The organism is Microbulbifer sp. CAU 1566, assembly GCF_023156515.1.
Lineage (GTDB): Bacteria > Pseudomonadota > Gammaproteobacteria > Pseudomonadales > Cellvibrionaceae > Microbulbifer.
Window position 1 is genome coordinate 599,089 of the sequence record NZ_JALNMG010000002.1, and the last position, 25,087, is coordinate 624,175.

The window sequence follows — 25,087 nt, forward strand, 5'->3', positions numbered from 1 at the left end:
ACGCAACCGGCAACCCGGCCCTGCCGACCAAAAGAAAAGCCCCGGCGAAAAGCCGGGGCTTGGCAGACTCTGGAACCAGGCTGACAGGACAGGTGCGCACCCTGCCCCAGGTGCCATATCAGGCCTGGCGACCTGGGGAGCGCGTCACGCCTTCTTCGGCGGTCGGCCGCGGCGTCCCGGCGTCTTTTTGGCTGCCGCGGTTTTAGTGGCTGCCTTTTTAGGGCGGCCCGGAGACTTTTTCACGGTGCTCTTCTTAGCAACGGCTTTCTTAGCAACGGCCTTCTTAGCAACGGCTTTCTTGGCGACGGTTTTCTTGGCAGCCGTTTTCTTGGCGACTGCCTTCTTGGCCGCGGACTTCCTCACCGCCTTTTTCTTACTGGCTTGCTTGGCAGCCTTTTTCGCCGCGGCTTTGGCCTTGGCTACGGCCTTTTTCTCCATGGCCTTGGCTTTGGTGGCTGCTTTCTTCGCCGCAGCTTTCACTTTTGCCGTTGCTTTCTTCTCTGCCGACTTAACTTTCTTGGCATCGGCCTTGGCACGGGTCTTTTTCCAGCGGCTTTCAAATGCCTTCAGCGCCTTCGCAAGCTCTTTATCCGCCTTGGCAGACAGTTTGGCTGCCATATCCTCGACTTTTTTCTTGGCTGCGGCCTCGGCCTGACGCACCGCATCCATGGCACTGGCCTTGGCCAGCCCTAATTTGGCTTCCGCTAGCTTTGCCCGCTGCTCTCTCAATTTTGCATTGGCCGAGGTCAGTGACTGTTTCGCTGCCGCTGATCCGGTTTTCTGCGCCCTTGCCCGGGCTTTACCAACGCGATCCAGCTGTGCGTCTAACGCCTTTGCAGCAGAATCAACCGCTTTCTGCGCTTTGGTGACCACTGGTGATGCAGTGGTAGCGGCTTTGGCTGCCGGTTTAGACTTTGCTACGCGCTTTGCCTTGGCCTTTTTCTTTGCGACTCGAGCCATCCCTTGTCTCCTCTTTCTCAGTAAAAGAAGTCACTCTGAACACAGAAGTGTGTGCCGACCAGCAACCCCGATTGATCCGGTCTTTAACTGCGGCCGGGAATTGCGATATCTCTCAAATCACCCTTTTTCCAATGTGCCGGAAATTTCCAGAACCAGTGCTTCCCATTGTCGGGTCAATTCGGTGCCAGAAAATCGCTCCTGATAAAGAAGCCTTCGGCCCAAAACGAACAACCAAAATCAGAGCAAGTCATACCTGGAACAGGGGAATCGAGAGTTGCCAGTCATTAAAAATGACACGGCTGTATCAAAGTTAATAAAAAAAAGAGGGTTTGCAAGAAAAAACAGACAAAAACAACCAATATTTTTTAAAAATTTTGGTTTTTTAACAGGCCCACCGGATTTTTTACGGAATTCGAGGAAAATTCTGATGGGCCAAAGGAAATCGCAAGAGAAATATTACTCGACCGCGGCAGCCGGTACGCGAGCCAAAGCAATCGCTGCAATAGCCTCGATATGGTCCGCCCGTGCGTTCAGCGCAGGAATGTAACGGTACTCAGCACCACCGGCATCGATAAAGTTAGCGCGATTCTCTACCGCAATTTCTTCCAGCGTTTCCAGGCAATCTGCGGAAAATGCCGGGCAGATCACGTCCACACTGGAAACCCCATTCTGCCCCCACTCCACCAGGGTTTTATCGGTATAGGGCTGCAACCATTCCGCCTTGCCAAAGCGGGACTGGAAGGTTATTTCCCATTTCTCCCTTGGCAACGCCAGTGCCGAGGCAAGCCGCTCGGCCGTGCCACAGCACTGCTGGTAGTAGGGATCTCCCTTGCGGGTGTTTGCTTTGGGAATACCGTGGAAAGACATCAGCAACTTTTCCGCCGCGCCATGCTGCTTCCAGTGCTCCCGCACCGAGTTGGCCAATGCCTCAATGTAGAGCGGGTGCTCCCAGTAGTCATGCACCACCGAAATATCCGGCACGTTGCGCGATTGGCGGATGATCGCCGCCACCTGATCGTAAATGGCGCCGGTAGTAGTGGCGGAATACTGTGGGTAGAGGGGCAAAACCGTAAAAGCCGTCACCCCTTCCGCCTGCAGGCGGGAAACGGTATCGGCAAGGCCCGGGGCTCCGTAAGTCATTGCGTGGGCAACGACCAATGGGCGATCAGCACCCTGCTCTCCTGATGGCGATCCGGTTACTGCGTTTAACCGCTGCTGGAGCAGAGCAACCTGCCGCTGGGTGTAATAGGTAATGGGTGAGCCGGTCACCGCCTCGCCATCCAGCCCGTGATTCCAGATTTCCCCATAGGCCGGCGCAATTCGCTTCGGCCTATGGGGCAAGACAAAAAGGTTGAGAATCAGTTGCCAAAGCGGCCTAGGAATTTCAACCACCCGGGGATCAGACAGAAACGCTTTGAGAAACTGTCGAACCGCACCCGGGGTTGGTTCGGCTGGCGTTCCCAGGTTCATCAGAATGATCGCGTGAGCCATATTCGTCCGTACTCCAGTTTCACATTTCAGGGGGGCTTTTCTCAGTTTGCTACGGGCGAGAGTATTTCAGATAGCGGCGCAAAAGTATTTAGCAGAATCCCCAAGAGTTTCTATACGGCCACATTGACGCAAACAATCAAGGCGGGGTCCCGGCGGCTTTTTCGCAGATACAAATGCCAGATAGCAAAAAGGCTCCCGAAGGAGCCTTTGGATGGAAAGCGCCAGGATCAGCTCAAGGCTGACAACACTTTCCCGCGGATATCGTCCATTGAACCAACACCCTCTACTTTGCTGTATTTGGGCGCCGTCTCCGGAGCGCGCTGCTCCAGCTCACGGTAGAAGCCGACCAGTGGCTCGGTCTGCTCGTGGTAAATATTCAGGCGATTGCGCACGGTCTCTTCCGTATCGTCGGCACGCTGCACCAGCGCTTCCCCGGTAACATCATCCACGCCTTCGACTTTCGGCGGGTTGTAAACCAGATGGTAAACGCGGCCGGAATCTTCGTGCACACGGCGACCGGAGAGGCGTTTGACGATCTCTTCGTCATCAACCGCAATTTCCAGAACATGGTCAATGGCCACGTCTGCATCCAGCAATGCCTGGGCCTGGGGAATGGTGCGGGGGAAACCGTCGAACAGGAATCCATTGGCACAATCCGCCTGCGCGATACGCTCTTTCACCAGGGCAATGATCAGGTCGTCAGAAACCAGTTTTCCCGCTGCCATAATGTCTTTGGCCTGCAGGCCAAGAGGCGTGCCCGCTTTCACGGCTGCACGAAGCATGTCTCCAGTAGAAATCTGAGGAATTCCAAACTTCTCGGTGATGAACTGGGCCTGAGTGCCCTTTCCGGCGCCGGGTGCGCCCAGAAGTATGATTCGCATAAACAGATAATCTCCAGATCATGCCGAGAGGCGACTCTGCCCCCCGTGATAAAAAGAGCGCTACCTTACACTTTGCCCACTAGCAGGACAAGTCTGGGGCCTGCAGCATTAAGCTTCCTTTAGTGCAAATCAGCCGGGCCCATAGTGCAAACCAGCCACTCCCGCAATCCATCTTTTGTACCGGAACTAGTTACCAGTGCTAGTTACCAGGGCCACTTTCCAAAGCCACGAGCGGCGACACCTGTGGCATCGCCTAACACCCTGCAGCAAAACTGGTATACCAAACTGGTAAAACCATCCGGTCATGGCTACTTTGCATTCACACTATTTCGCAGGTGTGCCCCATGAAAATCGCTGTGTTCAACGCCAAACCCTATGACAAACAATATCTGGCCCAGCACAACCAGCAATGCCGTCACCAACTGGTATTTATTGACGCTCACCTGGACAGTTACTCCCTGCCCCAGGCCCGGGGCGCGCCGGTGGTGAGCCTATTCGTAAATGACCCGGTAGACGACAAACTAATACAGCAGATGTCGCAACAGGGTGTCCAAATGCTGGCCCTGCGATCTGCGGGGTTCAATCACGTTGACCTTGAAGCGGCGCATCATGCTGGCATCCTGGTCGCCAATGTACCCGACTATTCTCCGTTCGCGGTCGCCGAACACGCTACCGCACTGCTACTCAGTTTGGTCAGGCACCTGTACTCTGCGCAGAACCGGATCCGCGAAGGCAATTATGCGCTCAGTGGACTTATGGGGTTTGATTTGCACGGCAAAACCATCGGTATTGTCGGCACCGGGAAAATCGGGCTTTGCTTTGCGCGCATCATGCACGGGTTTGGCTGCAAACTTCTGGGCTCGGATCCGGCAGAAAACCCCCAGTGCGAGGCCCTTGGTCTGGTCTATGTCCCACTGGAAGAGCTGCTCGCCACGGCCGATATCATCTCCCTGCACTGCCCGCTGCTGCCTGCAACCCATCACCTGATTGATGCGCATGCCATCGATAAAATGAGACCCGGTACCGGACTCATCAATACCGCGCGCGGACCGGTCATCGATACGGCGGCCGCCATTGCCGGACTGAAATCAGGAAAAATAGGCTTGCTGGGCCTGGATGTTTACGAGGACGAAGCGCCCCTGTTCTTTGACGATCACTCCGACCGTATGCTGCTGGATGATCAGTTCGCGCGACTGCTGACCTTCAAAAACGTAGTGGTTACCGCACACCAGGGCTTTTTTACATCGGAGGCCGTTTCGAACATCGCGAAATTGACGCTGGAAAACGTGACTCAATTCGAAAACCGGGGGGATTGTGACAATCGCATCCGAATAAGCTGACTCCAGCATCTCCGGGGTTCAGCTTTTCTCCTCCACCTTGGCGGCTTCCCACAACTGATCCAGCTCCTGCAGAGAGGCATCTGTGGGCAGGCGATCACAGGCCTTGAGCCGGGTTTCCACAAACGTAAACCGGCGCTCAAATTTTCGATTACACTGCCGCAGTGCCGATTCCGGATCGGCTTTCAGATGTCGAGCCGCGTTTACACAGGCGAACAATAGATCGCCCAGCTCTTCTTTTGCGTGTTCCGTATCGCCCGCCTGAATTGCCGCTCGCAACTCCTCCACCTCTTCTGAGATTTTGTCGAGCACACCGCCAATATCCGGCCAGTCAAACCCCACCCCCGCTGCGCGTTTTTGCAGCTTTAGCGCTCGTGTCAAACCGGGCAAGCCCACCGCAACGCCACCCAGGGTGCCGTCTTCACCTTTCGCCTCACGCTCGGCGGCCTTGATGGCCTCCCAGTTTTCCTTGATCTGCTGCTCATCGATATCCGCAGTCTGGTTATCGCCATGCAGGTCGCCCGAAGGGAAGACATGGGGATGGCGACGCACCAGCTTGCGCACCAGGGTGTCAACTATGCGGGCGAAATCGAAATAGCCGTTTTCACTGCCCAGGCGGGCGTAAAAAATTACCTGAAACAGGAGGTCACCCAGCTCTTCATTCAGGTGCTCAAAATCTTCCCGCTCGATGGCTTCCGCCACCTCGTAGGCCTCCTCAATCGTGGAAGGCACGATACTGGCAAAACTCTGCTTCAGATCCCACGGACAACCGCTCTCAGGGTCACGCAGCCGCGACATCAAGTATTCCAGGTCTTCAACGGTATAGCGCTGTTTCATAGCCCCTGCTCAATTCCGGTTTCAGTCGCGTTGCCAGCATCGGTGCACAAACGATGCGGATGGTAAAAAACTCAGTAGATTCGGGATCAATGCAGAATCCGCCGTTTGGCCGTGGCCACATTGGGCAATTGGTTTATGCGGTGCAGCACGTGGCTGAGCTCTTCAAAGTTGTGGATTTCTGCGGTAATCACCATATCTACCGTGTGCTTATGCTTGTTGGAGCGCGTTTCCATTGCCGTGATGTTGATCCGCTGACTGTCCAGCATGGCGGTGATATCCCGCAACAGCCCGTGGCGGTCGTACGCCTCGACCATGATTTCCACCGCGTAGACTTCGCTGGGCTTTTCCGCCCACTCCACCTGCAGAATTCGCTCCGGCTCATCCGACTGCATTCGCAGCATATTGGCGCAGTCTTTACGGTGGATGGAAACTCCCCGTCCGAGAGTGATATACCCCATGATTTCATCACCGGGCACCGGGTTACAGCAGCGCGCAATATGGGTCAGCAGGTTGCCGACACCATCGATATACACATCCGCCTGCCCCTCGCGGGCCACCGGCGCAGTCAGGGAAAGCACCGGCTCTCCCTGCTCGACTTTCACCATGCGCTGGGCGGCGTTCAACACCTGGCCGACCCCAATATCGCCAGCGCCAACTGCCGCATACAGGTCGTCCAGGGAGTGCATATTGAGCTTTCTCGCGAGCTTCTCGAAATCGAAGTCCGCCAGCGCCAGCTGTTTGAATTCACCGTCGAGAATGGTGCGCCCTTCGGCCACATTCTGGTCCCGCGCCTGCTGTTTGAACCAGTGAATGACCTTGGCTCGGGCCCGGGAGGTGGTGATATACCCCATACTGCGGGAAATCCAGTCACGGCTGGGCGCCTCCCGCTTACCGGTAAGAATTTCCACCTGATTTGCAGTTTGGAGTTCGTGGTTCAGGGGCACTATGCGCCCGTCCACTTTGGCACCGCGACAACGATGGCCGATTTCAGTGTGGATTCGGTAGGCAAAATCCAGTGGGGTGGCTCCCCGCGGCAGGTCAACCACGTGCCCGTCCGGGGTAAACACATAAATTCGCGTGTCCACGTCGCTGGCCTGCAGGTCTTCCTGCAGCGGGTTACCACCCACCTCTTCGTGCCAGTCGAGTACCTGGCGCAGCCAGGAAATTTTCTGCTCGTAACCGTCCTGGCCTTCCAACTGCCCGGATTTCTTATCCGTACCTTTATAACGCCAGTGGGCACAGACACCGTATTCGGCCTCTTCGTGCATGGTGAAGGTACGAATCTGGACTTCCAGTACTTTCCGGTCCGGGCCAATCACCGCGGTGTGCAGTGAACGGTAACCATTGTCTTTTGGCGAGGCGATGTAATCGTCAAACTCGTTGGGGATGTTGCGCCACAGGTTGTGGACTATCCCGAGCACCGCATAGCAATCGCGCACCGTGGGAACCAGGATACGCACCGCACGGATGTCATAAACCTGGGAGAAACCAATATTCTTCCGGCGCATCTTCCGCCAGATACTGTAGATATGCTTAGCGCGACCGAACACTTCCCCTTCGATTTCGGCCTTGTCGAGCTCGTTGCGCAGCAAGCTGAGTACATCATCAATATACTCCTGCCGCGCCAGGCGCTTTTCGTCCAGCAGGCGCGCGATCTGCATATAGTCATCGGGCTCGAGATAGCGGAATGCCAGATCCTCGAGCTCCCACTTGATGTGCCCGATACCCAAGCGATGCGCCAGGGGTGCGTATACGTCGGCCACTTCGCGCGCTACCCGGCGACGCTTGGCATCATCCGCTTTCTTGGCCGCGCGGATGGCACAGGTGCGCTCGGCGAGCTTGATCAGCGCTACGCGTACGTCGTCGACCAGCGCGACCAGCATACGGCGAATATTCTCCGAGTGCTCTTCGACCGCGCCGCTTTGATTTTCCTCACCGGTATCTGCGCTGCGGTTGCGAATTACCGCCATCTGCAGCACGCCGCGAATCAGTTTGGCGATGGTTTCGCCCATTTCCGATTCGACACCGCTCAACGACAGGCGCTTCTCACGCACGGCGCGATACAGCATGGCCGCGCACAGCGCCTCACCATCAATCTGCAGGTCCGCGAGAATTTCCACCATTTCGAGGCCGGTCAGGAAACTACTGGTGCCTTCGGCCCAGATGTTTTCCGCCTCAATGGCTTTCTGCTCCGCCTCTTCGCTCATTTCAACGGCTTTGCGCAGCGTTACCAGGGTGCCACCGTCCAGCTTGGCCATCGCCTGAATGTGGCGCAGCCAGGCCTCCCTATCCAGGGTGCCGTCTGCCAATCGCGGATAATTTTTTCTGACTTGTACCAATGCTTTAACTCGGTTTTAACTCGCGACCAGAATCATTGAAAAGGGGTGTCGCCAACGCAGATGAACACCTTTTTAACAACCTGTTTATTTTGCTTCTGCATCAAACAGACCGGATGACAGGTAACGGTCACCCCGGTCACAGATAATCGCCACAATGGTGGCATTCTCCACTTCCGCGGAAATTTTCAACGCACCTGCCACAGCGCCGCCAGAGGAAACGCCACAGAAAATCCCTTCCTCCCGTGCCAGCCGGCGGGTCATTGACTCCGCTTCTTGCTGACTGATGTCCATCACCCGGTCCACTTCTTCCGGAACAAATATTTTCGGCAGATAGGCCTGGGGCCAGCGACGGATTCCAGGAATGGCCGAGCCCTCGGTGGGCTGCAGGCCAATAATTTCAATATTCGGGTTCTGCTGCTTCAGGTAACGGCCACACCCCATGATGGTGCCGGTCGTCCCCATGGAAGACACGAAATGAGTGATCTGACCTCCGGTCTGCCGCCATATTTCCGGGCCGGTGGTTTCAATATGTGCACTGGGATTGTCGAGATTGGAAAACTGATCCAGCACCAGCCCCTCACCATCCGCCTGCATTTGTAGTGCCAGATCCCGCGCCCCTTCCATGCCCTGCTCCGGGGTGACCAGTATCAGCTCAGCGCCGTAGGCCGCCATCGCCGCCTTGCGCTCTTCAGTGGCGCTGGCCGGCATAATCAAAATCAGTCGGTACCCCTTGATGGCCGCCGCCATGGCGAGGGCAATACCGGTATTGCCACTGGTTGCCTCGATCAGGGTATCGCCCGGCTTTATCTCCCCGCGGGATTCGGCGCGGCTGATCATTGAAAGTGCCGGACGGTCCTTCACCGAACCGGCAGGGTTATTCCCTTCCAGCTTGAGCAGGATGGTGTTGGAGCTATCCCCCTGGAGACGCTGCAACCGCACCAGCGGCGTATTGCCAACGCAATCGGCAATCGTTGGGTATTCCATAGTCAACTTCTGATCCATGCGGATATGCGGGCGCACATTCTACCCCCCTGCCGCCGCGGCTGCGAATTCGCCTTGGCGGTCACCAGCATAAATACCATGAATCCCCGCTAATTTGGGGTGGCTTCTGTGGCTGGCAGGGGTAGAATTGGACAAAAATAACACAACCACTTTGCTGCCATGGCTCAATTCCCGTATTCAGACTCGGACTCAGCGGCGACCGAAGCATCGCCAGCCGACAATCAACGGCGTCAGCGGGCGGATTACCGCATTGGCGCACGCCACCCATCGTCGCGACGCTATTCGTTACGGGCAATTTTGTTTCGCTATACCATGGCGCCCGCCCTGGTCCTCGCACTACTGCTGTCTTTGCTGTTTACCCTGCAACAGATGAGCGATCGGCGTGACCTTTTACTCAGCCATGGTCACGCCAGTGCCGAGCAACTGGTCGAGCTGATCCACCTCAGTGACGACTACTCTTTTGAGGACCGAATCCAGTGGCTCGATAAGAGCCTGATGGCGTTGATGCTGGAACGCGACATGATCCGCTCGGTGCAGTTGTACCGCGCCGACCGCAATGATGCCGGAGAGGAAGAGTTCAAGCTGATTTCCAGTGTGGGGCCGCGCCCGCGCACGCAATTTGCCGCCGCCGAATTGCGTGGCAAGCGAGCCCATATCTACGAAGACCTGAACAGCCTGCAGGTGTTACACCCCCTGCGGGGCGAGGGCACCAATTGCTGGCTGACCATTGAGCTGCACCGGCCCTACTTCCTGGTCGGCACTTATCAGGTAGCGCTCATAGGCCTGCTTGGTCTGATCGTCTGCACCCTGATTGCCCTGGTGTGGGCGGCGATACTGGCTGAACGCGCGTCGCGCAGTATCGATCGTTTCAAGGAATCGCTGCGCGCCATTGGCCAGGGCAAGTTTTCCACGCGCACCGCCAGCTCCCGCAATCTCGAACTGTCGCAACTGGCGGAAGAGATCAACCTGATGGCGGGCAACCTGAACGAATACCATCGGGACTACCAGGAGAGCCTGCACCAATCCATGGAAGACCTGCGCCAATCCTTGGACGCCATGGAAGAACAGAACATCGAACTGGAGCTTGCGCGTAAAAAAGCGCTGGAAAACAGCCGGGTAAAATCCACTTTCCTCGCCAATACCAGTCACGAAATCCGCACACCCCTGAACGGTATCATCGGCTTTACCAACCTGTTGCTGAAGACCGAAACCGACCAGTTGCAGCAGGATTACCTGCAAACCATCCTGCGCTCCTCCGAGAGCCTGCTGACCACGATTAACGATATCCTGGATTTCTCCCGTATCGAGTCCGGCAACCTGGTACTGGATCACAGCCCCATGAACCTGGGCCAGGTGGTCGAAGAAACCCTGCAGATTCTCGCCCCCTACGGCTATGAAAATGACCTGGAGCTGGTGCCTTTTGTGGATCCACAGCTGCCGCCCTCCCAGATCGGTGACCCGCTGCGCATCAAACAGATTCTGACCAACCTGGTGAGCACCGCGATCCGCTGCTCGGAAAACGGCAGTATTCCGGTGCGGATAACGGTGCAGAGCGGCAAGGAATCCGAGCTGATGGTGCGCATCAGCATTGTCGACAACGGCGCGCGCTGTGATGAACAGGGACGTCGGGAACTCCGGCAATATCTCAGCGGCAGCGCACAGCAACACCAGATGGGCAGTAACGGTATCGGCATGGGCCTGAGCATCGCCCGCAGCCTGGTGCAGTCCATGGGCGGCGAATTGGGGGTTGAAGATAACCCGCAGGGCGGCAGCAGCTACTGGGTACAGCTGCCGCTGACCATTGACCGCAATCGAATCGCCGTTACCCGGGAGCAGTTCCCGGGTTGCCGGTTACTGCTGGTCGACCCCAATCCCATGACCCGCCAGCAGATTTACCAGCAACTCACCCACTGGCAGGCGGAACCACTTGAACACAGCGACGGCAAGACACTGGTGCCGGCGATCGAACAGATGTGGCGTCACGATGCGGTGCCCGATGCCATCATCATCGACACCGCAATTGCCGAGGGTAATTTTGATACCTTCATTGCCACTGTTCAGCAATTGGTGGACACCTACCAGTCCAGAATCATCATTCAGGGTTCCCCGGTTGACCTGCGCCGTTGCTACGATGCCTTGCGCACCCGCGTGCTGGCGTTCCTCGGCAAGCCCGTCAGCCGCGAGGGTTTGCTGCGCGCCCTCAAGCGGGCAGTTCCGCACCAGGCCCAGTCGCGCCCACAAACCGGCTCTTTCCCCCCTCTCCCCTGGCCGGCAAAACCGCGGGTGCTGGCGGTGGACGACTACGAACCCAACCGCTTGCTCATGCGCGAGCTACTGCGCACACAGAATATCGAGGCAGTTGTCGCCAGCAGCGGTGAAGAAGCGCTGCGCCTGTGGCGAGAACAACACTTCGACATGATTTTCATGGATATCCAGATGCCGGAAATGGACGGCATCACCACAACCGGAAAGATCCGTGAAGAAGAAAGTGGCAAACGCACCCCGATTATTGCCCTTACCGCCCATGTGGGTACCGAAGAAAAATCCCGTTTGCTCAGTGCAGGCCTCGATGACTACCTCAGCAAACCGGTCAGTGAAGATCAGCTGGCACACACGGTAAAACGCTGGATGGAAGTGCAGGCTGGCGCCGAGCCGGAGCAACTCAGCACTGTGATAGAGCCGCGGCTGGTCGACATTAGCGAGAGCCTGAACCTGGCCAATCAGGACCCGGGGCTCGCCCGGGACCTGCTGCGTATGCTGCTTCAGGGGCTCTACGAAGACGAACAGGAACTGTCACGGCTTTACCGTGAGAATGACCACAAAGGCCTGTTTGAGCGCATTCACCGATTACATGGAGGCTGTTGCTATTGCGGCGTACCACGTCTGCGATCCGCTACGGAGCACATGCAGGAGTTGCTGCGCCCGCTGCAAGATCAAGCCGAGGTCGATATCGATGAAAACGCCTTTGAACGCGTTAAAAAAGAGATTCGCATCCTGCGGGACTGGGCCACCGAACAGGATCTGGACGCATTGTTCGGCCAGGAAAACCTGGATGGAGAAGCGAAAGAAAGCGCTCTGGATACCGATTTTTAAACTCGGCATATCCATTGCCAATACACGCATTACCTATGTACGCTCCGGCAGACTATTCCGGGGCGTATACCTGGCGAAACAGCTCCCGGCTCTTCAGCGGTCGACTCCCCAGTAGCGGCGCAAGCAACTGGCGGTTGAGGCGCTTGGCCACAGAAAGCACCGCGGGCGCCCGCGCTTCTGCGGAATCTTCCGCAGTGACCAGTCTCGCCAGCTGCAACAGGTCTTCGCCGTAAAACTCCGCCACACGCAGCGTATGCCCAGCGCTGGCAAATACCGGTACAAACCCATCTTCCGGTGTCAGACGGTAACAGCGCCCGGGCTGTATAGTCGCATTTTCCAGCGAACAAAAGTCCAGCTCGGGACAGTTGCCTAGCGCCTGTAAAAGGTTCAGCTCGAAGCGGCGCAGGGGTAACTCCAGAGCACTACTGTGTTCACCAGACAACTCGCCCAGCTCCACCAGCAGGCGCTGGTATGCCGCAAATACCGACACCAGGCTCTCCCCCTCCGGCAACAGCCGTACCAACAGCTCATTGGCGTAGAGCCCAGCGTAAACAGCGCGGCCTTTCAGCCACAGTGGTTGCCCCGCATTCTCCAGCGGCCCCAGTGTTTTCAGGTCATGGCGCCCCATCAGCGTGACCAGAAGTGGGGCAAAAGGCTGCAGAGCGCGCTGGCGCCGCTGCTTGTCGCGGCGGGCACCCTTGGCGATACACGCGATACGCCCGTAATCCGGTGTCAGCAGTTCCAGGATCAGGCTGGAATCCCGGAACGGGCGCGAGTGCAGAATATATGCCGGTTGCGGGGGCAGCTGCTGCACGGTGAAATGGAGTGTTTACTGTTTGTCGACGTAGCCGAGACTGCGCAGCGCACGCTCGTCATCGGACCAGCCAGACTTCACTTTCACCCAGAGGTTGAGCATGACTTTGCTGTCGAACAGGCGTTCCATATCGACGCGCGCCTGCTGGCCAATCTGCTTGATGCGCTCACCTTTGGTGCCGATAAGGATACGTTTCTGACCGTTGCGCTCTACCAGGATGGCGGCACTGATGTGCAGTACTGCGCCCTCCTGTTTGAACTCTTCGACTTCGACGGTTACCGAGTAAGGCAACTCCGCCCCCAGCTGGCGCATGACTTTTTCACGCACGATTTCTGCGGCGAGAAAACGCGAACTGCGGTCGGTAATCTGGTCTTCGGCAAAAAAGTGTTCACCTTCCGGCAAACGCTCGACGATCACCTTTTCCAGGGAATCCAGATTTGCTTCCCGCAGGGCGGACAGCGGCACAATTTCCGCATCGGGAAAACGCTCGGACAAGGCCTGTAATTGCGGGAAAAGATCACTTTTGTTTTCCAGCTGGTCCACCTTGTTGACCGCGACAATCAGCGGGCATTTAAGGCCGCGCAATTTTTGCGCTACCAGCTCATCGCCCTCGGTCCAGCGCGCGCGCTCGACCACAAACACCACCACATCCACATCCCGGGTGGAGCTGATGGCAGCCCGGTTCATATAGCGATTGATCGCTTTTTCTTCACCTGCGTGCAGTCCCGGGGTGTCCACGAAAATAATCTGGTTTTCGCCCTCGGTTTTGATGCCGAGCATATTGTGCCGGGTGGTTTGTGGCTTGCGGGACGTGATGCAGATCTTCTGCCCCAGAATATGGTTCAGCAGTGTGGACTTGCCCACGTTGGGACGTCCGACAATGGCCACATAACCACAGCGGGAGCCGGCAGAACCGGAGTTGGATGACGGACCAGCCGGCACGTTGGATGTTTCGCTCAAGGGGATCTCCGAGTCAGGCGGCTTCCACCGCGCGCCAGAATCAGGCAGCTGCGGGGATTGCCACCCTTTGGGCAATTGATATTGATGCGGATTATAGGGTCAAGCCTGCTATTCGGGGCAGGCCTGTTATAGGGTCAGGGCTGCTATACGGTCAGGCCTGTTATAGGGTCAGGCCTGTCCGGTCAGTCGAGCGTAGGCTTCGGTGGCCGCGGCCTTTTCCGCCGCGCGCCGGTTGCTGGCAGTGCCCTGTACCGGCACTTTGAGGCCCGCAACGCGGCACTCTACGACGAACTGCTGTGAGTGCTCCTCGCCGCCAATTTCCACCACCGTATACTCTGGCAGGGGCTTCTGGCGCGCCTGCAACCACTCCTGTAAGCGGGTTTTCGGGTCTTTGGCCGTTTCCAGGGACAGGTTCTGCAGGCGCGGTGCAAACCAACTCAATACGCGCTCACGTGCAGCCTCCAGGCCCGCATCCAGGTAGATAGCACCGATAATGGCTTCCACGGCATCGGCGAGGATGGAATCGCGGCGGTGACCGCCGCTTTTCATTTCCCCTTCACCCAGGCGCAGGCACTCTCCCAACTCCAGCTCCCGTGCCACTTTTGCCAGGGTTTCCCCACTGACCAGTTGCGCACGCAGACGACTCATCTGTCCCTCGCGGCCATCGGGGAATTTTTCAAACAGAGCGGCGCTGATGGTAAAACCGAGAATGGAGTCGCCGAGGAATTCCAGCCGCTCGTTATTGCGGCTGCCGTGGGAGCGGTGGGTAAGCGCCAGGATGAGTAGATCTGCCTGGGTAAATTGGTGTCCCAGGCGGTTACTGAGTCGCTGAAGTAAAAGGTCTGTCACCGGTTCTGCGTCGTCTTGGTCTGCTAGATTTTGGGCTGCTAGGTTTTGGCCTATCCAGTCGCGTTCGCTCAATCTTCGCGGCGGAATTGCTCCAGGTCTACCAGCGGTTCGCAGCAGAGTTCTGGCTTGGCGGTATTGAGCTGTTTGTCGAACTTCATCACCACGTCCACATTCTGAAACAGTGGCTGGCGGAGTTCGTAGTTGATACTGACCAGGGTGCTGTCTGCACCGCGGATGATTTTTACGGCCTGAGCCGGCTCCCCACGCACATTGTTGATCGTAAAGAAGCGATCGAGCTCGCGCTTGATTTCGGTATTGCTCATCTCGCGGATACCGTCGTTCTCAGAGAGTGACTGCAGCCCCTCTTCAACAAAGTGTGCGTCGATATACGCCGGGCCCAGTTTGGAAACAATGGTCAAACCGAAGCCGAAGACGGCAATCACAAACAGCCAACCCCAGTAACTCATGCCGCGCTGAGCCGCTAGTGACTGCCCCTGTAAACCCTGTTTTAAAGCCATGATGTTGTACCGATTTATCGTTCTTGTTTTCAAGTAAGAATAGGACGGCCATCCATGTATTTATGCTGCGAAAGCGGCGCACCACATCCTGATCGGTGCACCTGATTCAATTGCGCCCGGTGAGGAGCGCTTATTCAATACCACCCACCCGGTCGAAACTGGGCAGACTCAGTAGTTTGTCCCAATGCATCCAGATTGCAAAGGCTTTGCCCACAATGTCTTTCTCCGGCACAAAGCCCCACTCGCGGCTGTCCAGGCTGTTGTCCCGGTTGTCGCCCATCATAAAGTAGTGACCTTCCGGTACTGTCAGCGTGCGGATATTACCGTATCGGCTGGGCACTACCTGCTTGGCCATCAGATGGCGCTTGTCATCAATCTCTTCCCACAGAAACTCTTTTTGCGGATTACCCGGCGGCAGCGCCTGAATCAGTTCCTGGGGCGCCATTTCACCATTGATATACAGGGTGTTATTGACCACGCGGATCTCATCCCCCGGCAGGCCGATGACCCGCTTGATATAGTAGGTCTCATTCATATGCGGCGGGAAGAACACCATCACATCCCCCCGCTTCGGCTCGCTGATATCCATAACCTTGGTGCGGGATACCGGCAAGCGCAGGCCGTAGGCAAATTTATTCACCAGAATGAAGTCGCCGACTTGCAGGGTTGGGTCCATCGAGGCCGATGGAATCTGGAAGGGCTCCACCAGGAAAGAGCGCAGTACGAAAACGATCGCCAGAACCGGAAAAAATGACTTGGCGTATTCAACCAGTACCGGCTCCGGCGGGCGCTGCCCACTGCTGGCCGCCTGGGCCTTGCGGCCGCGGGACAGAAACAGCACATCAAACAGCCAGATAACCCCTGTTGCCACAACCAGCAACAGCAGAATTAGGGGGAAGTTGATATCCATTCAAAAATCTCTTTTTCCGACTTTTTATCTGCGCTTGTTAATCGGCGCTTGCTAAATGCCCGGCCGGCAGGACCGGGCAATGGCTAACCATTCAGCCTCAGCTGTCTACCTTGAGCACCGCCAGGAAAGCATCCTGAGGCACTTCCACCCGACCGAGCTGTTTCATACGGCGCTTACCGGCCTTCTGCTTTTCAAGCAGCTTTTTCTTCCGGGTCACGTCACCACCATAACATTTGGCGGTTACGTTCTTGCGCAATGCTTTCACGGTGGTACGGGCAACGACCTGACCGCCGATAGCCGCCTGAATGGCAACATCAAACATCTGCCGTGGAATCAGCTCTTTCATTTTCTCTGCCAGCGCGCGACCGCGCTGCTGGGCATTGTCCCTATGCAGAATCACCGCCAAGGCATCGACCCGCTCGCCGTTGATGAGAATATCAAGGCGCACCAGTTTTGCCGGGTCGAAGCGCACAAAGTTGTAATCCAGGGAGGCAAAGCCACGACTGACGGACTTGAGGCGGTCGAAGAAGTCCATCACCACTTCACTCATGGGCAGTTCGTAGCGCAGGGACACCTGGCCACCCACATACTGCATATCTTTCTGGATACCGCGCTTTTCCACACACAGGGTGATGACGTTACCCAGGTAATCCTGGGGTACCAGGATATTGGCCTCAACAATCGGCTCGCGCATTTCCTCGATCATGCCCAGGTCGGGCATCCGCGACGGGTTGTCCATATTCATGACATCGCCGTTGCTGAGCTGAACCTCGTACACCACCGTCGGTGCCGTGGTAATCAGGTCCAGATCGTATTCCCGTTCCAGGCGCTCCTGGATGATTTCCATATGCAGCATGCCGAGGAAACCACAGCGGAAACCGAAGCCGAGGGCGTCAGAGGTTTCCGGCTCATAGAACAGGGAGGCATCGTTCAACGAGAGCTTGTCCAGCGCATCGCGAAACGCTTCGTAGTCGTCCGAACTCACCGGGAAAAGACCGGCGTAGACCTGCGGCTTCACTTTCTGGAAGCCCGGCAGCATCGTCACCTCTTCCGCACCCTTGGCGTGGGTCAAGGTATCACCGACCGGTGCTCCGTGAATGTCTTTGATACCGGCTACCACAAAGCCCACTTCACCAGCCTTGAGTACACCGGTTTCCTTGCGCTTGGGGGTAAACACACCCACGCTGTCCACCACATGGGCGCGACCGATGGACTTGGTGACGATCTTGTCTTTGCTACGCAGGGTGCCCTGCACCACGCGCACCAGCGACACCACCCCCAGATAGCTGTCGAACCAGGAGTCAATGATCAGGGCCTGTAGTGGCGCTTCGACATCGCCGGTGGGCGGCGGCACCAGGCGCACCAGGTCTTCCAGCACGTCTTCCACGCCGAGGCCGGATTTGGCACTGCAGCGGGTCGCTTCGGTGGCGTCGATGCCGATAATATCTTCGATCTCTTCCGCCACCTTCTCAGGCTCTGCCTGGGGCAGGTCCATTTTGTTCAGTACCGGGATTACTTCCAGCCCCTGCTCGATAGCGGTGTAACAGTTGGCAACCGACTGCGCTTCCACACCCTGGGCGGCGTCCACCACCAGCAGCGCGCCCTCACAGGCGGCCAGTGAGCGGGAAACCTCGTAGGAAAAGTCCACGTGCCCGGGCGTGTCAATAAAGTTCAGCTGGTAGGTTTTGCCATCGCGGGCAGTGTAGTCCAGCGTCACGCTCTGGGCTTTGATGGTGATACCCCGCTCGCGCTCGATGTCCATACTGTCGAGCACCTGGGCAGCCATTTCACGGTCGGAGAGGCCGCCACAAACCTGGATAAAGCGATCCGCGAGGGTCGATTTCCCGTGGTCAATATGGGCGATGATGGAAAAGTTGCGGATATGGGAGAGATCAGTGGCCACTGCGAGGGTAAAACCTTTTAAAAATCAGTGAGTTAATGGGCGGACCGGGCCGCGCTGTGGGCGCAAGTCTAACAGGTTGCAGGAAAAGTGCATCCAGTCAGCGCCAAGCCCCGATCAATCAAGGGCTGCGGCCGGTTGCGGGCCGGGCCTCAAGGGCCCGACCCGCTCCCATCAACGGGTTTAATCCTCGTCGATCTGAATCGTGCGGAAGGTGGGCTGGCCGCCGCGGAAGAAGCGAATCGGCAACAGTTCACCCTTGGGCAGTTTTTTGACGATTTTCTCGTAATCGCTGACGGACTCGACCCCATCAAAACCCAGCTGGGCAATGATATCGCCACTGCGCAGGCCCGCATTGGCACCGGCCTGACCCGGCACCACCTGCTTGACCAGCACACCGCTGTCGACGCCGAGGCGCTGCTTCAGGCCATCGGGGATATCATCCACCACTAGTCCCAGGCGGCCACCTACATCCGTGGATGCGGGCGCACTGGCCTGCTGCTGGCCGACATCATCCCCGGGCAGTGCACCTACGCGCACTTTCAGTTTGCGCTCCTTGCCCTCACGCATCAGCTGAACCGGCACTTCGGTTCCCGGACGGGTCTGGCCAACTACGTGCGGCAGGTCGCCGGAAGTCGTAATCTTCTGCCCATCAAAGCGCATGATGATGTCACCCACTTGGATACCAGCCTGGGATGCCGGAGAGCCCCCTTCCAACTGACCTACCAGAGCGCCCGCCGGCTTGCCCAGCCCCATTGCAGTGGCGAGCTTGCGATCTACATCCTGAATACCGACGCCCAACCAACCGCGGTCCACGCGGCCTTTTTCTTTCAGCTGGGCAACCACATCCTGCGCCAGGCTGGCGGGAATCGCGAACGACAGGCCAATGGAACCGCCACTTCGGGTGTAGATCTGGGAGTTGATACCCACCACCTCACCATCCAGGTTGAACAGTGGACCGCCGGAGTTACCCGGGTTGATCGCCACATCCGTCTGGATAAACGGCACATAATTTTCACGGCTTTCATTGGGAATACTGCGCCCCATGGCACTGACAATACCGGCGCTGGCGGAGTAATCGAGCCCGAACGGGGAGCCGATAGCCACCACCCATTCACCCACTTTGATTCTCTCCGAATCCCCCCAACGCACCGTAGGCAGATCATCGGCATCCACTTTGAGCAGTGCCAAATCTGAGCGGGGGTCGGTGCCGATCACTTTGGCCTCGTACTCCCGGCGGTCGGTCAGGGTAACCCGCACTTCATCGGCCCCATCCACCACATGGTTGTTGGTGACTACATAGCCATCAGTAGAAATGATAAAGCCGGAACCCATACTGGCTACCGGGCGCTGCTGGCGCTGGCGCGGCTCCAGCAGGTGACGAAAGATATCCGGAATCTCCTGCTGATACTGGGGCGGAACCCCGCTACTGGCAGCCCGGCTGCGCTCCACCGTGTTGATTTTCACCACCGCGGGGGAGTTCTGTTCGATCAGATCGGTCAGTTCCGGCAAGCCACCGCGGGCGCTGGCCGCCATTGAGACCAGCAGGCAAAGCGCAAGGAAAAACTGCGTACTGCGTACAACCATATTCATTACCCCTGATAAGGTCTTCTACTAATATGCCAAAAAGTGCGTTCTGAAATGCGGCCTGTGCGGTTATCACTCAGTGTTATCCAAGCAGGCCTATTTATCTGGCCTAGTGGCTGGGCAGGTCCAGCCGACCAGTAACACATTGTTAGTTGAAGATTTCGCGAGAAAGTTCTCACAACCCAGTGTAAAACAGTGTTAAGGACTCTATGACAGAATCCAGTCGCCGGCCCGAACAGTCAGCTCAAGCAGACGCCAGAAATGGTAGCGGAACGCTTTTGCGACCCCGCACACAACGCGGCCTGTTCCACACGCCGCGATTACAGTACGGCCAGTCCGTACTGGGCGCTCCGCTGTTTTATTTTCCCGCTGAGGTCCGTGATGCGCATACCGGCATTGTCATGGCCGGTACCCACGGTGATGAAGTAGCCGCAGTGGTCACCCTCTCTTGCGCCCTGCGCTCCCTGGAGGCCGGCCAGCTGCGCCACCATGTGATACTGGCGGTCAACCCGGACGGCTGCCAACTTGGGGTTCGCTCCAATGCCCACGGCGTGGACCTCAATCGCAACTTTGCCACCATCAACTGGAAATCAGGCGGGACCGAATACCGCTGGAACAGCGCCGCCGAAAGCCGCGACGTTTATCTCTCGAGCGGTGAGCGCCCCGGGTCAGAACCGGAAACTCAGGCCCTGTGCCGCCTGATTAAAGAGCTGGAACCCCAGTGGATGGTCTCTATCCACGAGCCGCTGGCCTGTGTGGAAGACCCATTACAGAGCCCGCTTGGCCACTGGCTGGCGGAGCGCATGGAGCTGCCTCTGGTAACAGACCTGGGTTATCAAACCCCCGGTTCTTTCGGCACCTGGTGTGCAGAGCAGCAATACCCCTGCATAACCCTGGAATACCCACCCATCTCTGCTGACGTGGCCTCCGAGGAGTATCTGGCGGTGATGACGGAATTACTCTGCTACACCCCCTGATATACCCCTTTGAAACTGCTGATGCGCTCAAGTCCAGTAGACACGCCCCTCAGCAAAACGCAGCGGGTCTACATCTTTCGCGAGCCAGGTAGGTCCATCGAGATCCACAAACCGCACCTGGCTACCCAGTGGCCAGGCCGCCCGCACAGCACGGGACGTGCACAACATACACCCCAACATCAGCTGAAACCCCTGCTCTCTGGCCGCCTCAGCCAATGCCATGGCCTCGCGAATCCCGCCGGTTTTATCCAGCTTGATATTCACCATGTCATAAAGGCCCTGCAGCCGCGGCAGATCCGCCCGTGTATGGCAGCTTTCGTCGGCGCAGATGGGTAAAGGGTGGGAAAAATTTGCCAGCGAGGCGTCCTCTCCCACCGGTAATGGCTGTTCCAGCATCGCCACCCCGGAATCCGCCAGTGACTGACACAATTCCGGCAGCCCCTCTGCCGACCAGGCTTCATTGGCATCAATCACCAGCTGGCAATCTGGCGCAGCCGCACGTACCGCAGCCACTCGCTCCAGCACCCGATGTTGATCCAGCTTCAACTTGAGCACGGTGACACCAGACTCCGCTGCCTTTCGCGCCGCCTCCGCCATCGCCCGCGGCTCGGCCACCACCAGAGTCTGCACCGTCGGCAACCATACCGGCTCACCGCCCTGGGCACCCCGCTTTTTTTCCTCCCAGCTTGCCAGGGCACAGTCAACCGCATTGCGCGCGGCGCCAGCCGGCATTACCTCCTGCAATTGCTCCCGGGTCATCCCCTGGCGCAGGGAAGGCAGCACGGTGCCGATCTCCGCAAGAACCGATTCCACACTCTCACCATAACGGGGATACGGGGTGCATTCACCGATACCGGTTACCCCGTCTGCGGCGACTTCCACTACCACCACCTGCGCTTCTGTTCTCGTCCCCCGGGAGATCACAAAAGCCGTCCGGAGCGGCCAGCTCTCGGTATAGCAGCGCCCTTCAAACATCCCTGCTCTCCTTATTGAAATTCTTTGACACAGGGAACAGCCCGCCCGTCTTTCAAGGCAAACCCTGTCTAGAAAATTAGTGTAGAAACTTATCGCGGCAATACGCCGGAAATTCGCTGCAAAGAAAGCGACTCAGGATCGGGGCGAACAGGTTCCGGACAAAAAAGATACGCCAGGCAATTGACGGGTGCCGCTGCCTAGGGAAATGAAAAAGTGCGTTGGGGAAAAGCTAGGACGCTGGCGTTACGACAACGGCACAGGGAGCCGCACTCTCACAGCGCAAAAATTGCGGCGCCATTGCGGGGTTGCGGCGGTTGAGGTGACTGTATATACGGATAGCCAGGGCACCAGCGGCGAGCCCACCGAGGGCACCGGCAATCGCCCACAACTCACTGCCCAGCCACTGGCCACCGAGCGCGCCAGTCACCAGAGTAATCAAAGGCAACAGGTAAACCACCAGGGCAGTTGTTGCCAGGGTATTTTCAGCAATGCCAATCACTACAGTATCGTGCAACGCCAACGTCTTGAGGGGTTCAGGAGCCACGGCAACGCGTACCTGCGAAGCTTTTGCCCAGAAGTCGCCCAGCAGACCCGTGCCGCAGCCAGACTTGGCGGCACAGCCATGGCAACCGCTGCGCTGAACCGTTTCAACCCAGATGGCCTCACCCTCGAGGGCTACAATTCTGCCGCGCTCTTCAATCATTTGTCGCCTTGCCTACACCAGAAACGGGGCCCGATCAGTTCTTCGTGGTAACCGAATTGGCCACCATCTGGGCAGTCTTGTCGGGAATTTCCCCTACCACAGTAATGGTATAGCGCTCATTGTTCACTTCAATATGGTCCATATAGGCCACGGTCGCACCGCGCACCGCGCGCCCCCGGTAATTCATATTTGGACCCAACGCCTGCACAAATACGGTAAACGCGCTGAGCCCATCACTGAACACCAGCATTTCCCCGTCGGCCAGTTCCTGAGTCGCAACGGCTTTGAATCCCGTTGGCACCCACTCAAGGCGCCAGCGACTTACCAAGGTGCCACAATGGCCGCCACCCTCGGACTCCCGAGCATCGGCGGACTGGGGCTGCAGGTCACTGTCCTGAATGGGAGCAAGATCCAGCTCGACAAACTGGAAACGCTCCAATACCCGGCCACCGGGGGTGACCAGCATGGATTTCAACGGCAATCCGGATTCTTTATCGACACTGATCACCATGCCGAACCGGTGCACATCCCGCGGGCGCACTTCCATTACCACCGCGTCGCGATCAGCCACTCGCTCTTCGCCGCGCATCAGGAAATGGTAAATATTCTGGACATTCTGCTGCCCCATGGCACTCCACAAACCGGCCCGAGAGAGCGGGCTACCATCCCGGCGACACTGGGCATCTTGCCCGCGGCTGATCAACTCTCTTGGCGCACCGGTCAAATAACGCACCCGCTCTACCTGTTCGCCATTGCGGATCGCGTGCACCACCTCCAGAGTCTCCATCACTCCGACGTGCTCAAAGGTAACCAGGCCCCGGTACTCTCGGTTGGTCACGGCATCGGCCAGCTTCGCCAGCCAGGCGTGCGCCTCATCGCTGGTCGGCACATCGGCCTGCAGCCGTGGTGAGGGTATGGGTTGCAGGCTACCAGTGCCAGCGGCAGTGTCCGGCACCGACTGGGCCGACCCTGCACCACCCTCATCAACACCTTGCGTACTTTTCGCACTGTCCGCTGCTTCTCCCTGCGCGTAAACCTGGGGAGCGAGCGGTGCCGCCAACAGCAAAAAAGCCAACAGCGAGCTGTTGGCTTTGGGGGCGGAAAAACAAAAATATTTCGCCATGATCATTCTTTATTAGGCTTGGTTTCTAGTTACTCAGGTGGTCCCAGGGTCCGTAACCGGTACCATCCACCCGACCACGGGAAATTTGGGGGGCTGGCGCCAGAGCCGGGCTTCACCCCGGCTCACTTGCCGAAGTTAGTCCTCCGGGCGATCACCGTAGGTGGCACGAGCGAAAGGTACCATACCCTGGCTACCCACCCGGGCAGCCTGCTCGGAATGCTCGATCATGACCCGATTGAGATGACGCATCAACTCCGGAGACGGCACCATCTGCACTTGGGGTGAAGGGCCAACACCGGCACGGGGCTCAGGCACAAACTGTGGTGCGGTACTTACCGCGCGTGTATTGAGTGTCGGCACGGCAAAACCGCTAGGCTGAGGCACCGACTGCACTGGCTGCTGTGCCGGGCGCTCCACTTCGGCTACTAGTTCATCACCCGGCTGCGGCGCCTGCATCTGCTGTACGCCCAGTACCGCCGCAAAAGCCACGGTCGCAGCCACTGCTCCGCGGGACAAGGGTTTCCACCAGCGACTGCGGGATTGACCGTCATTGGCTGCTTCGGGATCAGCGGTTTGCGTCAACGGCGGTTCATCCGCGATAGCCGCGGAGATGCTCGCCGCCAGCCCCAGATCCACCGGCGCCACCTGTTCACCACGCATCACGCTGGCGGCCAGCTGATAACGCGACCAACGCTGGCTCAATTCACCCGCGGATGCGCCACCAGAGGCATCACTTTCTTTGAGCAGGCGCTGAATTTCGAGCTCGGGAGCCTCGCCATCCATCAACGCAGATAGCGACTCATTCAAACGCTGCTGATGATTCCCGTGTGACATACGGGTCAACCCTCTTTCAGTGCAATCGATTGGAGCCCAAGAGGCCCCTGTTTGTTGCTAGTTATGACCGGCGTTCGCCGGAAAAGTTTTACCGAGCAGGCAAATTTTGTGTGAATTCATCGAATATTTCGCCTGTCGTCCCGGTCACGGGGCTGCGCTAGACCAGCAACCCTCTATCTGTCCTTTCGTTAAAACAAAACCGACTAAAGATTAGACAATTTTGCCCTTAGGCCGACAGAGCCTCAGCCGCGCCCATCCACAGGCTCTGGCTCACCGGCCATCACAGCCTGCACCGCACGGTCAATCGACTCCCGGGCGCGGAAGATGCGCGAGCGTACCGTGCCCACGGGGCAACCCATCACTTCCGCAATTTCTTCGTAGCTGAGCCCTTCCATTTCCCGCAGGGTCACCGCCGAGCGCAAGTCTTCCGGCAGCTCGCGGATAGCCCGGTGCACCGTGGCCTCCAGCTGATCCCGGAACAGTTGGTTTTCAGGAGTTTCGTTGTCCCGCAGTAAATCGGCGCCGGAGTAGTACTCGGCATCCTCGAGGTCCACATCCGACGACGGCGGACGCCGGCTGCGCGACACCAGATAATTCTTGGCGGTATTGATGGCGATGCGGTACATCCAGGTATAAAAGGCGCTCTCCCCACGGAAATTGCCCAGCGCCCGGTAGGCCTTGATAAAGGCCTCCTGCACCACATCGTGCACTTCTGCATGGTCGTTGATATAGCGGCTGACCACGGCCATGATCTTGTGCTGGTACTTCAGCACCAGAAGATCAAACGCGCGCTTGTCCCCTTTTTGAACCCGCTCTACCAGCTGGCGATCACTTGGTGACGCCTGTTGCCCTGTCATCCCCTACTCCCAACCGCGATTCCGCGGCAATGGCGCCCGGAATTCAGGATTATTCTGTTGTGTCCAAGACACCCAAATTTGGTCATAAGTTCCTGACAAATCGGTAATTTTTGAAGATGGCGTATACTACGCGCCCCTCA

Annotated in this window: 21 protein-coding genes; 3 read left to right on the forward strand and 18 right to left on the reverse strand. The window is 57.7% G+C overall.

Annotated features, from left to right (window positions below; translation table 11 throughout):
* Window positions 1-144: 144 nt before the first annotated feature.
* The 3 genes from M0G74_RS07725 to adk all read right to left on the reverse strand — a co-directional run bounded on the left by M0G74_RS07725 (window position 145) and on the right by adk (window position 3,332).
* Window positions 145-960: a hypothetical protein gene (locus M0G74_RS07725; protein WP_248215933.1), complete on the reverse strand. Its 816-nt coding sequence runs from the start codon at window positions 958-960 to the stop codon at window positions 145-147.
* 456 nt (window positions 961-1,416) lie between these two features.
* Window positions 1,417-2,451: a ferrochelatase gene (gene hemH, locus M0G74_RS07730; RefSeq protein ID WP_248215939.1), complete on the reverse strand. Its 1,035-nt coding sequence runs from the start codon at window positions 2,449-2,451 to the stop codon at window positions 1,417-1,419.
* Between the two features lie 227 nt (window positions 2,452-2,678).
* Window positions 2,679-3,332, reverse strand: a complete 654-nt coding sequence (gene adk / locus M0G74_RS07735) for an adenylate kinase (RefSeq protein ID WP_160153230.1) — start codon at window positions 3,330-3,332, stop codon at window positions 2,679-2,681.
* Between the two features lie 344 nt (window positions 3,333-3,676).
* Between adk and M0G74_RS07740 the strand changes: the two genes are divergently transcribed.
* The gene (locus M0G74_RS07740; protein WP_248215941.1) at window positions 3,677-4,672 is read left to right on the forward strand and encodes a 2-hydroxyacid dehydrogenase; all 996 of its coding nucleotides are present in this window, start codon (window positions 3,677-3,679) and stop codon (window positions 4,670-4,672) included.
* Between the two features lie 18 nt (window positions 4,673-4,690).
* Here M0G74_RS07740 and mazG read toward each other — a convergent pair whose 3' ends face one another.
* The 3 genes from mazG to cysM all read right to left on the reverse strand — a co-directional run bounded on the left by mazG (window position 4,691) and on the right by cysM (window position 8,835).
* Window positions 4,691-5,506 carry a nucleoside triphosphate pyrophosphohydrolase gene (mazG, locus tag M0G74_RS07745; RefSeq protein WP_248215942.1) on the reverse strand — a complete coding sequence of 272 codons (816 nt, stop codon included), beginning with the start codon at window positions 5,504-5,506 and terminating at the stop codon, window positions 4,691-4,693.
* An 86-nt stretch (window positions 5,507-5,592) separates the two neighbouring features.
* Window positions 5,593-7,845: a GTP diphosphokinase gene (relA, locus tag M0G74_RS07750; protein WP_248215943.1), complete on the reverse strand. Its 2,253-nt coding sequence runs from the start codon at window positions 7,843-7,845 to the stop codon at window positions 5,593-5,595.
* Window positions 7,846-7,929: 84 nt separating this feature from the next.
* Window positions 7,930-8,835: a cysteine synthase CysM gene (cysM, locus tag M0G74_RS07755; protein WP_348983703.1), complete on the reverse strand. Its 906-nt coding sequence runs from the start codon at window positions 8,833-8,835 to the stop codon at window positions 7,930-7,932.
* Window positions 8,836-9,144: 309 nt separating this feature from the next.
* On the opposite strand from cysM, the gene M0G74_RS07760 reads away from it, so the two are divergent.
* Window positions 9,145-11,940, forward strand: a complete 2,796-nt coding sequence (locus M0G74_RS07760; protein WP_248215948.1) for a response regulator — start codon at window positions 9,145-9,147, stop codon at window positions 11,938-11,940.
* Between the two features lie 52 nt (window positions 11,941-11,992).
* On the opposite strand, the gene recO is transcribed toward M0G74_RS07760, so the two are convergent.
* The 7 genes from recO to M0G74_RS07795 form a co-directional block, all read right to left on the reverse strand.
* Window positions 11,993-12,754 (reverse strand): DNA repair protein RecO, encoded by a 762-nt coding sequence (recO, locus tag M0G74_RS07765; RefSeq protein WP_248215949.1) that lies wholly within the window; start codon window positions 12,752-12,754, stop codon window positions 11,993-11,995.
* A 15-nt stretch (window positions 12,755-12,769) separates the two neighbouring features.
* Window positions 12,770-13,714, reverse strand: a complete 945-nt coding sequence (gene era, locus M0G74_RS07770; protein WP_248215950.1) for a GTPase Era — start codon at window positions 13,712-13,714, stop codon at window positions 12,770-12,772.
* Window positions 13,715-13,882: 168 nt separating this feature from the next.
* A complete protein-coding gene (rnc, locus tag M0G74_RS07775; protein ID WP_248215955.1) occupies window positions 13,883-14,563 on the reverse strand; it encodes a ribonuclease III in 681 nt (226 codons plus the stop codon).
* A 68-nt stretch (window positions 14,564-14,631) separates the two neighbouring features.
* Window positions 14,632-15,081, reverse strand: coding sequence for a DUF4845 domain-containing protein (locus M0G74_RS07780; RefSeq protein ID WP_248215957.1), 450 nt, complete (start codon window positions 15,079-15,081; stop codon window positions 14,632-14,634).
* A gap of 130 nt (window positions 15,082-15,211) precedes the next feature.
* Entirely contained in the window at window positions 15,212-15,991 is a 780-nt protein-coding gene (gene lepB / locus M0G74_RS07785) for a signal peptidase I (RefSeq protein WP_160153224.1), read from the reverse strand.
* Window positions 15,992-16,088: 97 nt separating this feature from the next.
* Complete coding sequence (lepA, locus tag M0G74_RS07790) at window positions 16,089-17,894, reverse strand: translation elongation factor 4 (protein WP_248215959.1); 1,806 nt, start codon at window positions 17,892-17,894, stop codon at window positions 16,089-16,091.
* A 180-nt stretch (window positions 17,895-18,074) separates the two neighbouring features.
* Window positions 18,075-19,478, reverse strand: a complete 1,404-nt coding sequence (locus M0G74_RS07795; protein ID WP_248216182.1) for a DegQ family serine endoprotease — start codon at window positions 19,476-19,478, stop codon at window positions 18,075-18,077.
* Between the two features lie 278 nt (window positions 19,479-19,756).
* On the opposite strand from M0G74_RS07795, the gene mpaA reads away from it, so the two are divergent.
* Window positions 19,757-20,455 (forward strand): murein tripeptide amidase MpaA, encoded by a 699-nt coding sequence (mpaA, locus tag M0G74_RS07800; RefSeq protein ID WP_248215962.1) that lies wholly within the window; start codon window positions 19,757-19,759, stop codon window positions 20,453-20,455.
* A gap of 27 nt (window positions 20,456-20,482) precedes the next feature.
* On the opposite strand, the gene ycjG is transcribed toward mpaA, so the two are convergent.
* From ycjG to rpoE, 5 genes are all read right to left on the reverse strand, one after another.
* Window positions 20,483-21,430 carry an L-Ala-D/L-Glu epimerase gene (ycjG, locus tag M0G74_RS07805; protein WP_248215964.1) on the reverse strand — a complete coding sequence of 316 codons (948 nt, stop codon included), beginning with the start codon at window positions 21,428-21,430 and terminating at the stop codon, window positions 20,483-20,485.
* Between the two features lie 229 nt (window positions 21,431-21,659).
* Window positions 21,660-22,133: a SoxR reducing system RseC family protein gene (locus tag M0G74_RS07810; RefSeq protein WP_248215966.1), complete on the reverse strand. Its 474-nt coding sequence runs from the start codon at window positions 22,131-22,133 to the stop codon at window positions 21,660-21,662.
* A gap of 34 nt (window positions 22,134-22,167) precedes the next feature.
* Window positions 22,168-23,256, reverse strand: a complete 1,089-nt coding sequence (locus M0G74_RS07815) for a MucB/RseB C-terminal domain-containing protein (RefSeq protein WP_248215968.1) — start codon at window positions 23,254-23,256, stop codon at window positions 22,168-22,170.
* 135 nt (window positions 23,257-23,391) lie between these two features.
* Entirely contained in the window at window positions 23,392-24,090 is a 699-nt protein-coding gene (locus M0G74_RS07820) for a sigma-E factor negative regulatory protein (protein ID WP_248215969.1), read from the reverse strand.
* Window positions 24,091-24,332: 242 nt separating this feature from the next.
* On the reverse strand, window positions 24,333-24,947 hold the full coding sequence (gene rpoE, locus M0G74_RS07825; RefSeq protein WP_160153217.1) for an RNA polymerase sigma factor RpoE: 615 nt from the start codon (window positions 24,945-24,947) through the stop codon (window positions 24,333-24,335).
* Window positions 24,948-25,087 lie beyond the last annotated feature (140 nt).

Excerpts from the sequence above, each read along its gene's own strand:
- ycjG (WP_248215964.1), bottom strand. The coding sequence starts at position 21,430 with ATGTTTGAAGGGCGCTGCTATACCGAGAGCTGGCCGCTCCGGACGGCT.
- M0G74_RS07815 (WP_248215968.1), bottom strand. The coding sequence starts at position 23,256 with ATGGCGAAATATTTTTGTTTTTCCGCCCCCAAAGCCAACAGCTCGCTG.
- M0G74_RS07820 (WP_248215969.1), bottom strand. The coding sequence starts at position 24,090 with ATGTCACACGGGAATCATCAGCAGCGTTTGAATGAGTCGCTATCTGCG.
- M0G74_RS07780 (WP_248215957.1), bottom strand. The coding sequence starts at position 15,081 with ATGGCTTTAAAACAGGGTTTACAGGGGCAGTCACTAGCGGCTCAGCGC.
- rpoE (WP_160153217.1), bottom strand. The coding sequence starts at position 24,947 with ATGACAGGGCAACAGGCGTCACCAAGTGATCGCCAGCTGGTAGAGCGG.
- hemH (WP_248215939.1), bottom strand. The coding sequence starts at position 2,451 with ATGGCTCACGCGATCATTCTGATGAACCTGGGAACGCCAGCCGAACCA.
- mazG (WP_248215942.1), bottom strand. The coding sequence starts at position 5,506 with ATGAAACAGCGCTATACCGTTGAAGACCTGGAATACTTGATGTCGCGG.
- M0G74_RS07740 (WP_248215941.1), top strand. The coding sequence starts at position 3,677 with ATGAAAATCGCTGTGTTCAACGCCAAACCCTATGACAAACAATATCTG.
- adk (WP_160153230.1), bottom strand. The coding sequence starts at position 3,332 with ATGCGAATCATACTTCTGGGCGCACCCGGCGCCGGAAAGGGCACTCAG.
- M0G74_RS07725 (WP_248215933.1), bottom strand. The coding sequence starts at position 960 with ATGGCTCGAGTCGCAAAGAAAAAGGCCAAGGCAAAGCGCGTAGCAAAG.
- lepB (WP_160153224.1), bottom strand. The coding sequence starts at position 15,991 with ATGGATATCAACTTCCCCCTAATTCTGCTGTTGCTGGTTGTGGCAACA.
- M0G74_RS07795 (WP_248216182.1), bottom strand. The coding sequence starts at position 19,478 with ATGGTTGTACGCAGTACGCAGTTTTTCCTTGCGCTTTGCCTGCTGGTC.
- M0G74_RS07810 (WP_248215966.1), bottom strand. The coding sequence starts at position 22,133 with ATGATTGAAGAGCGCGGCAGAATTGTAGCCCTCGAGGGTGAGGCCATC.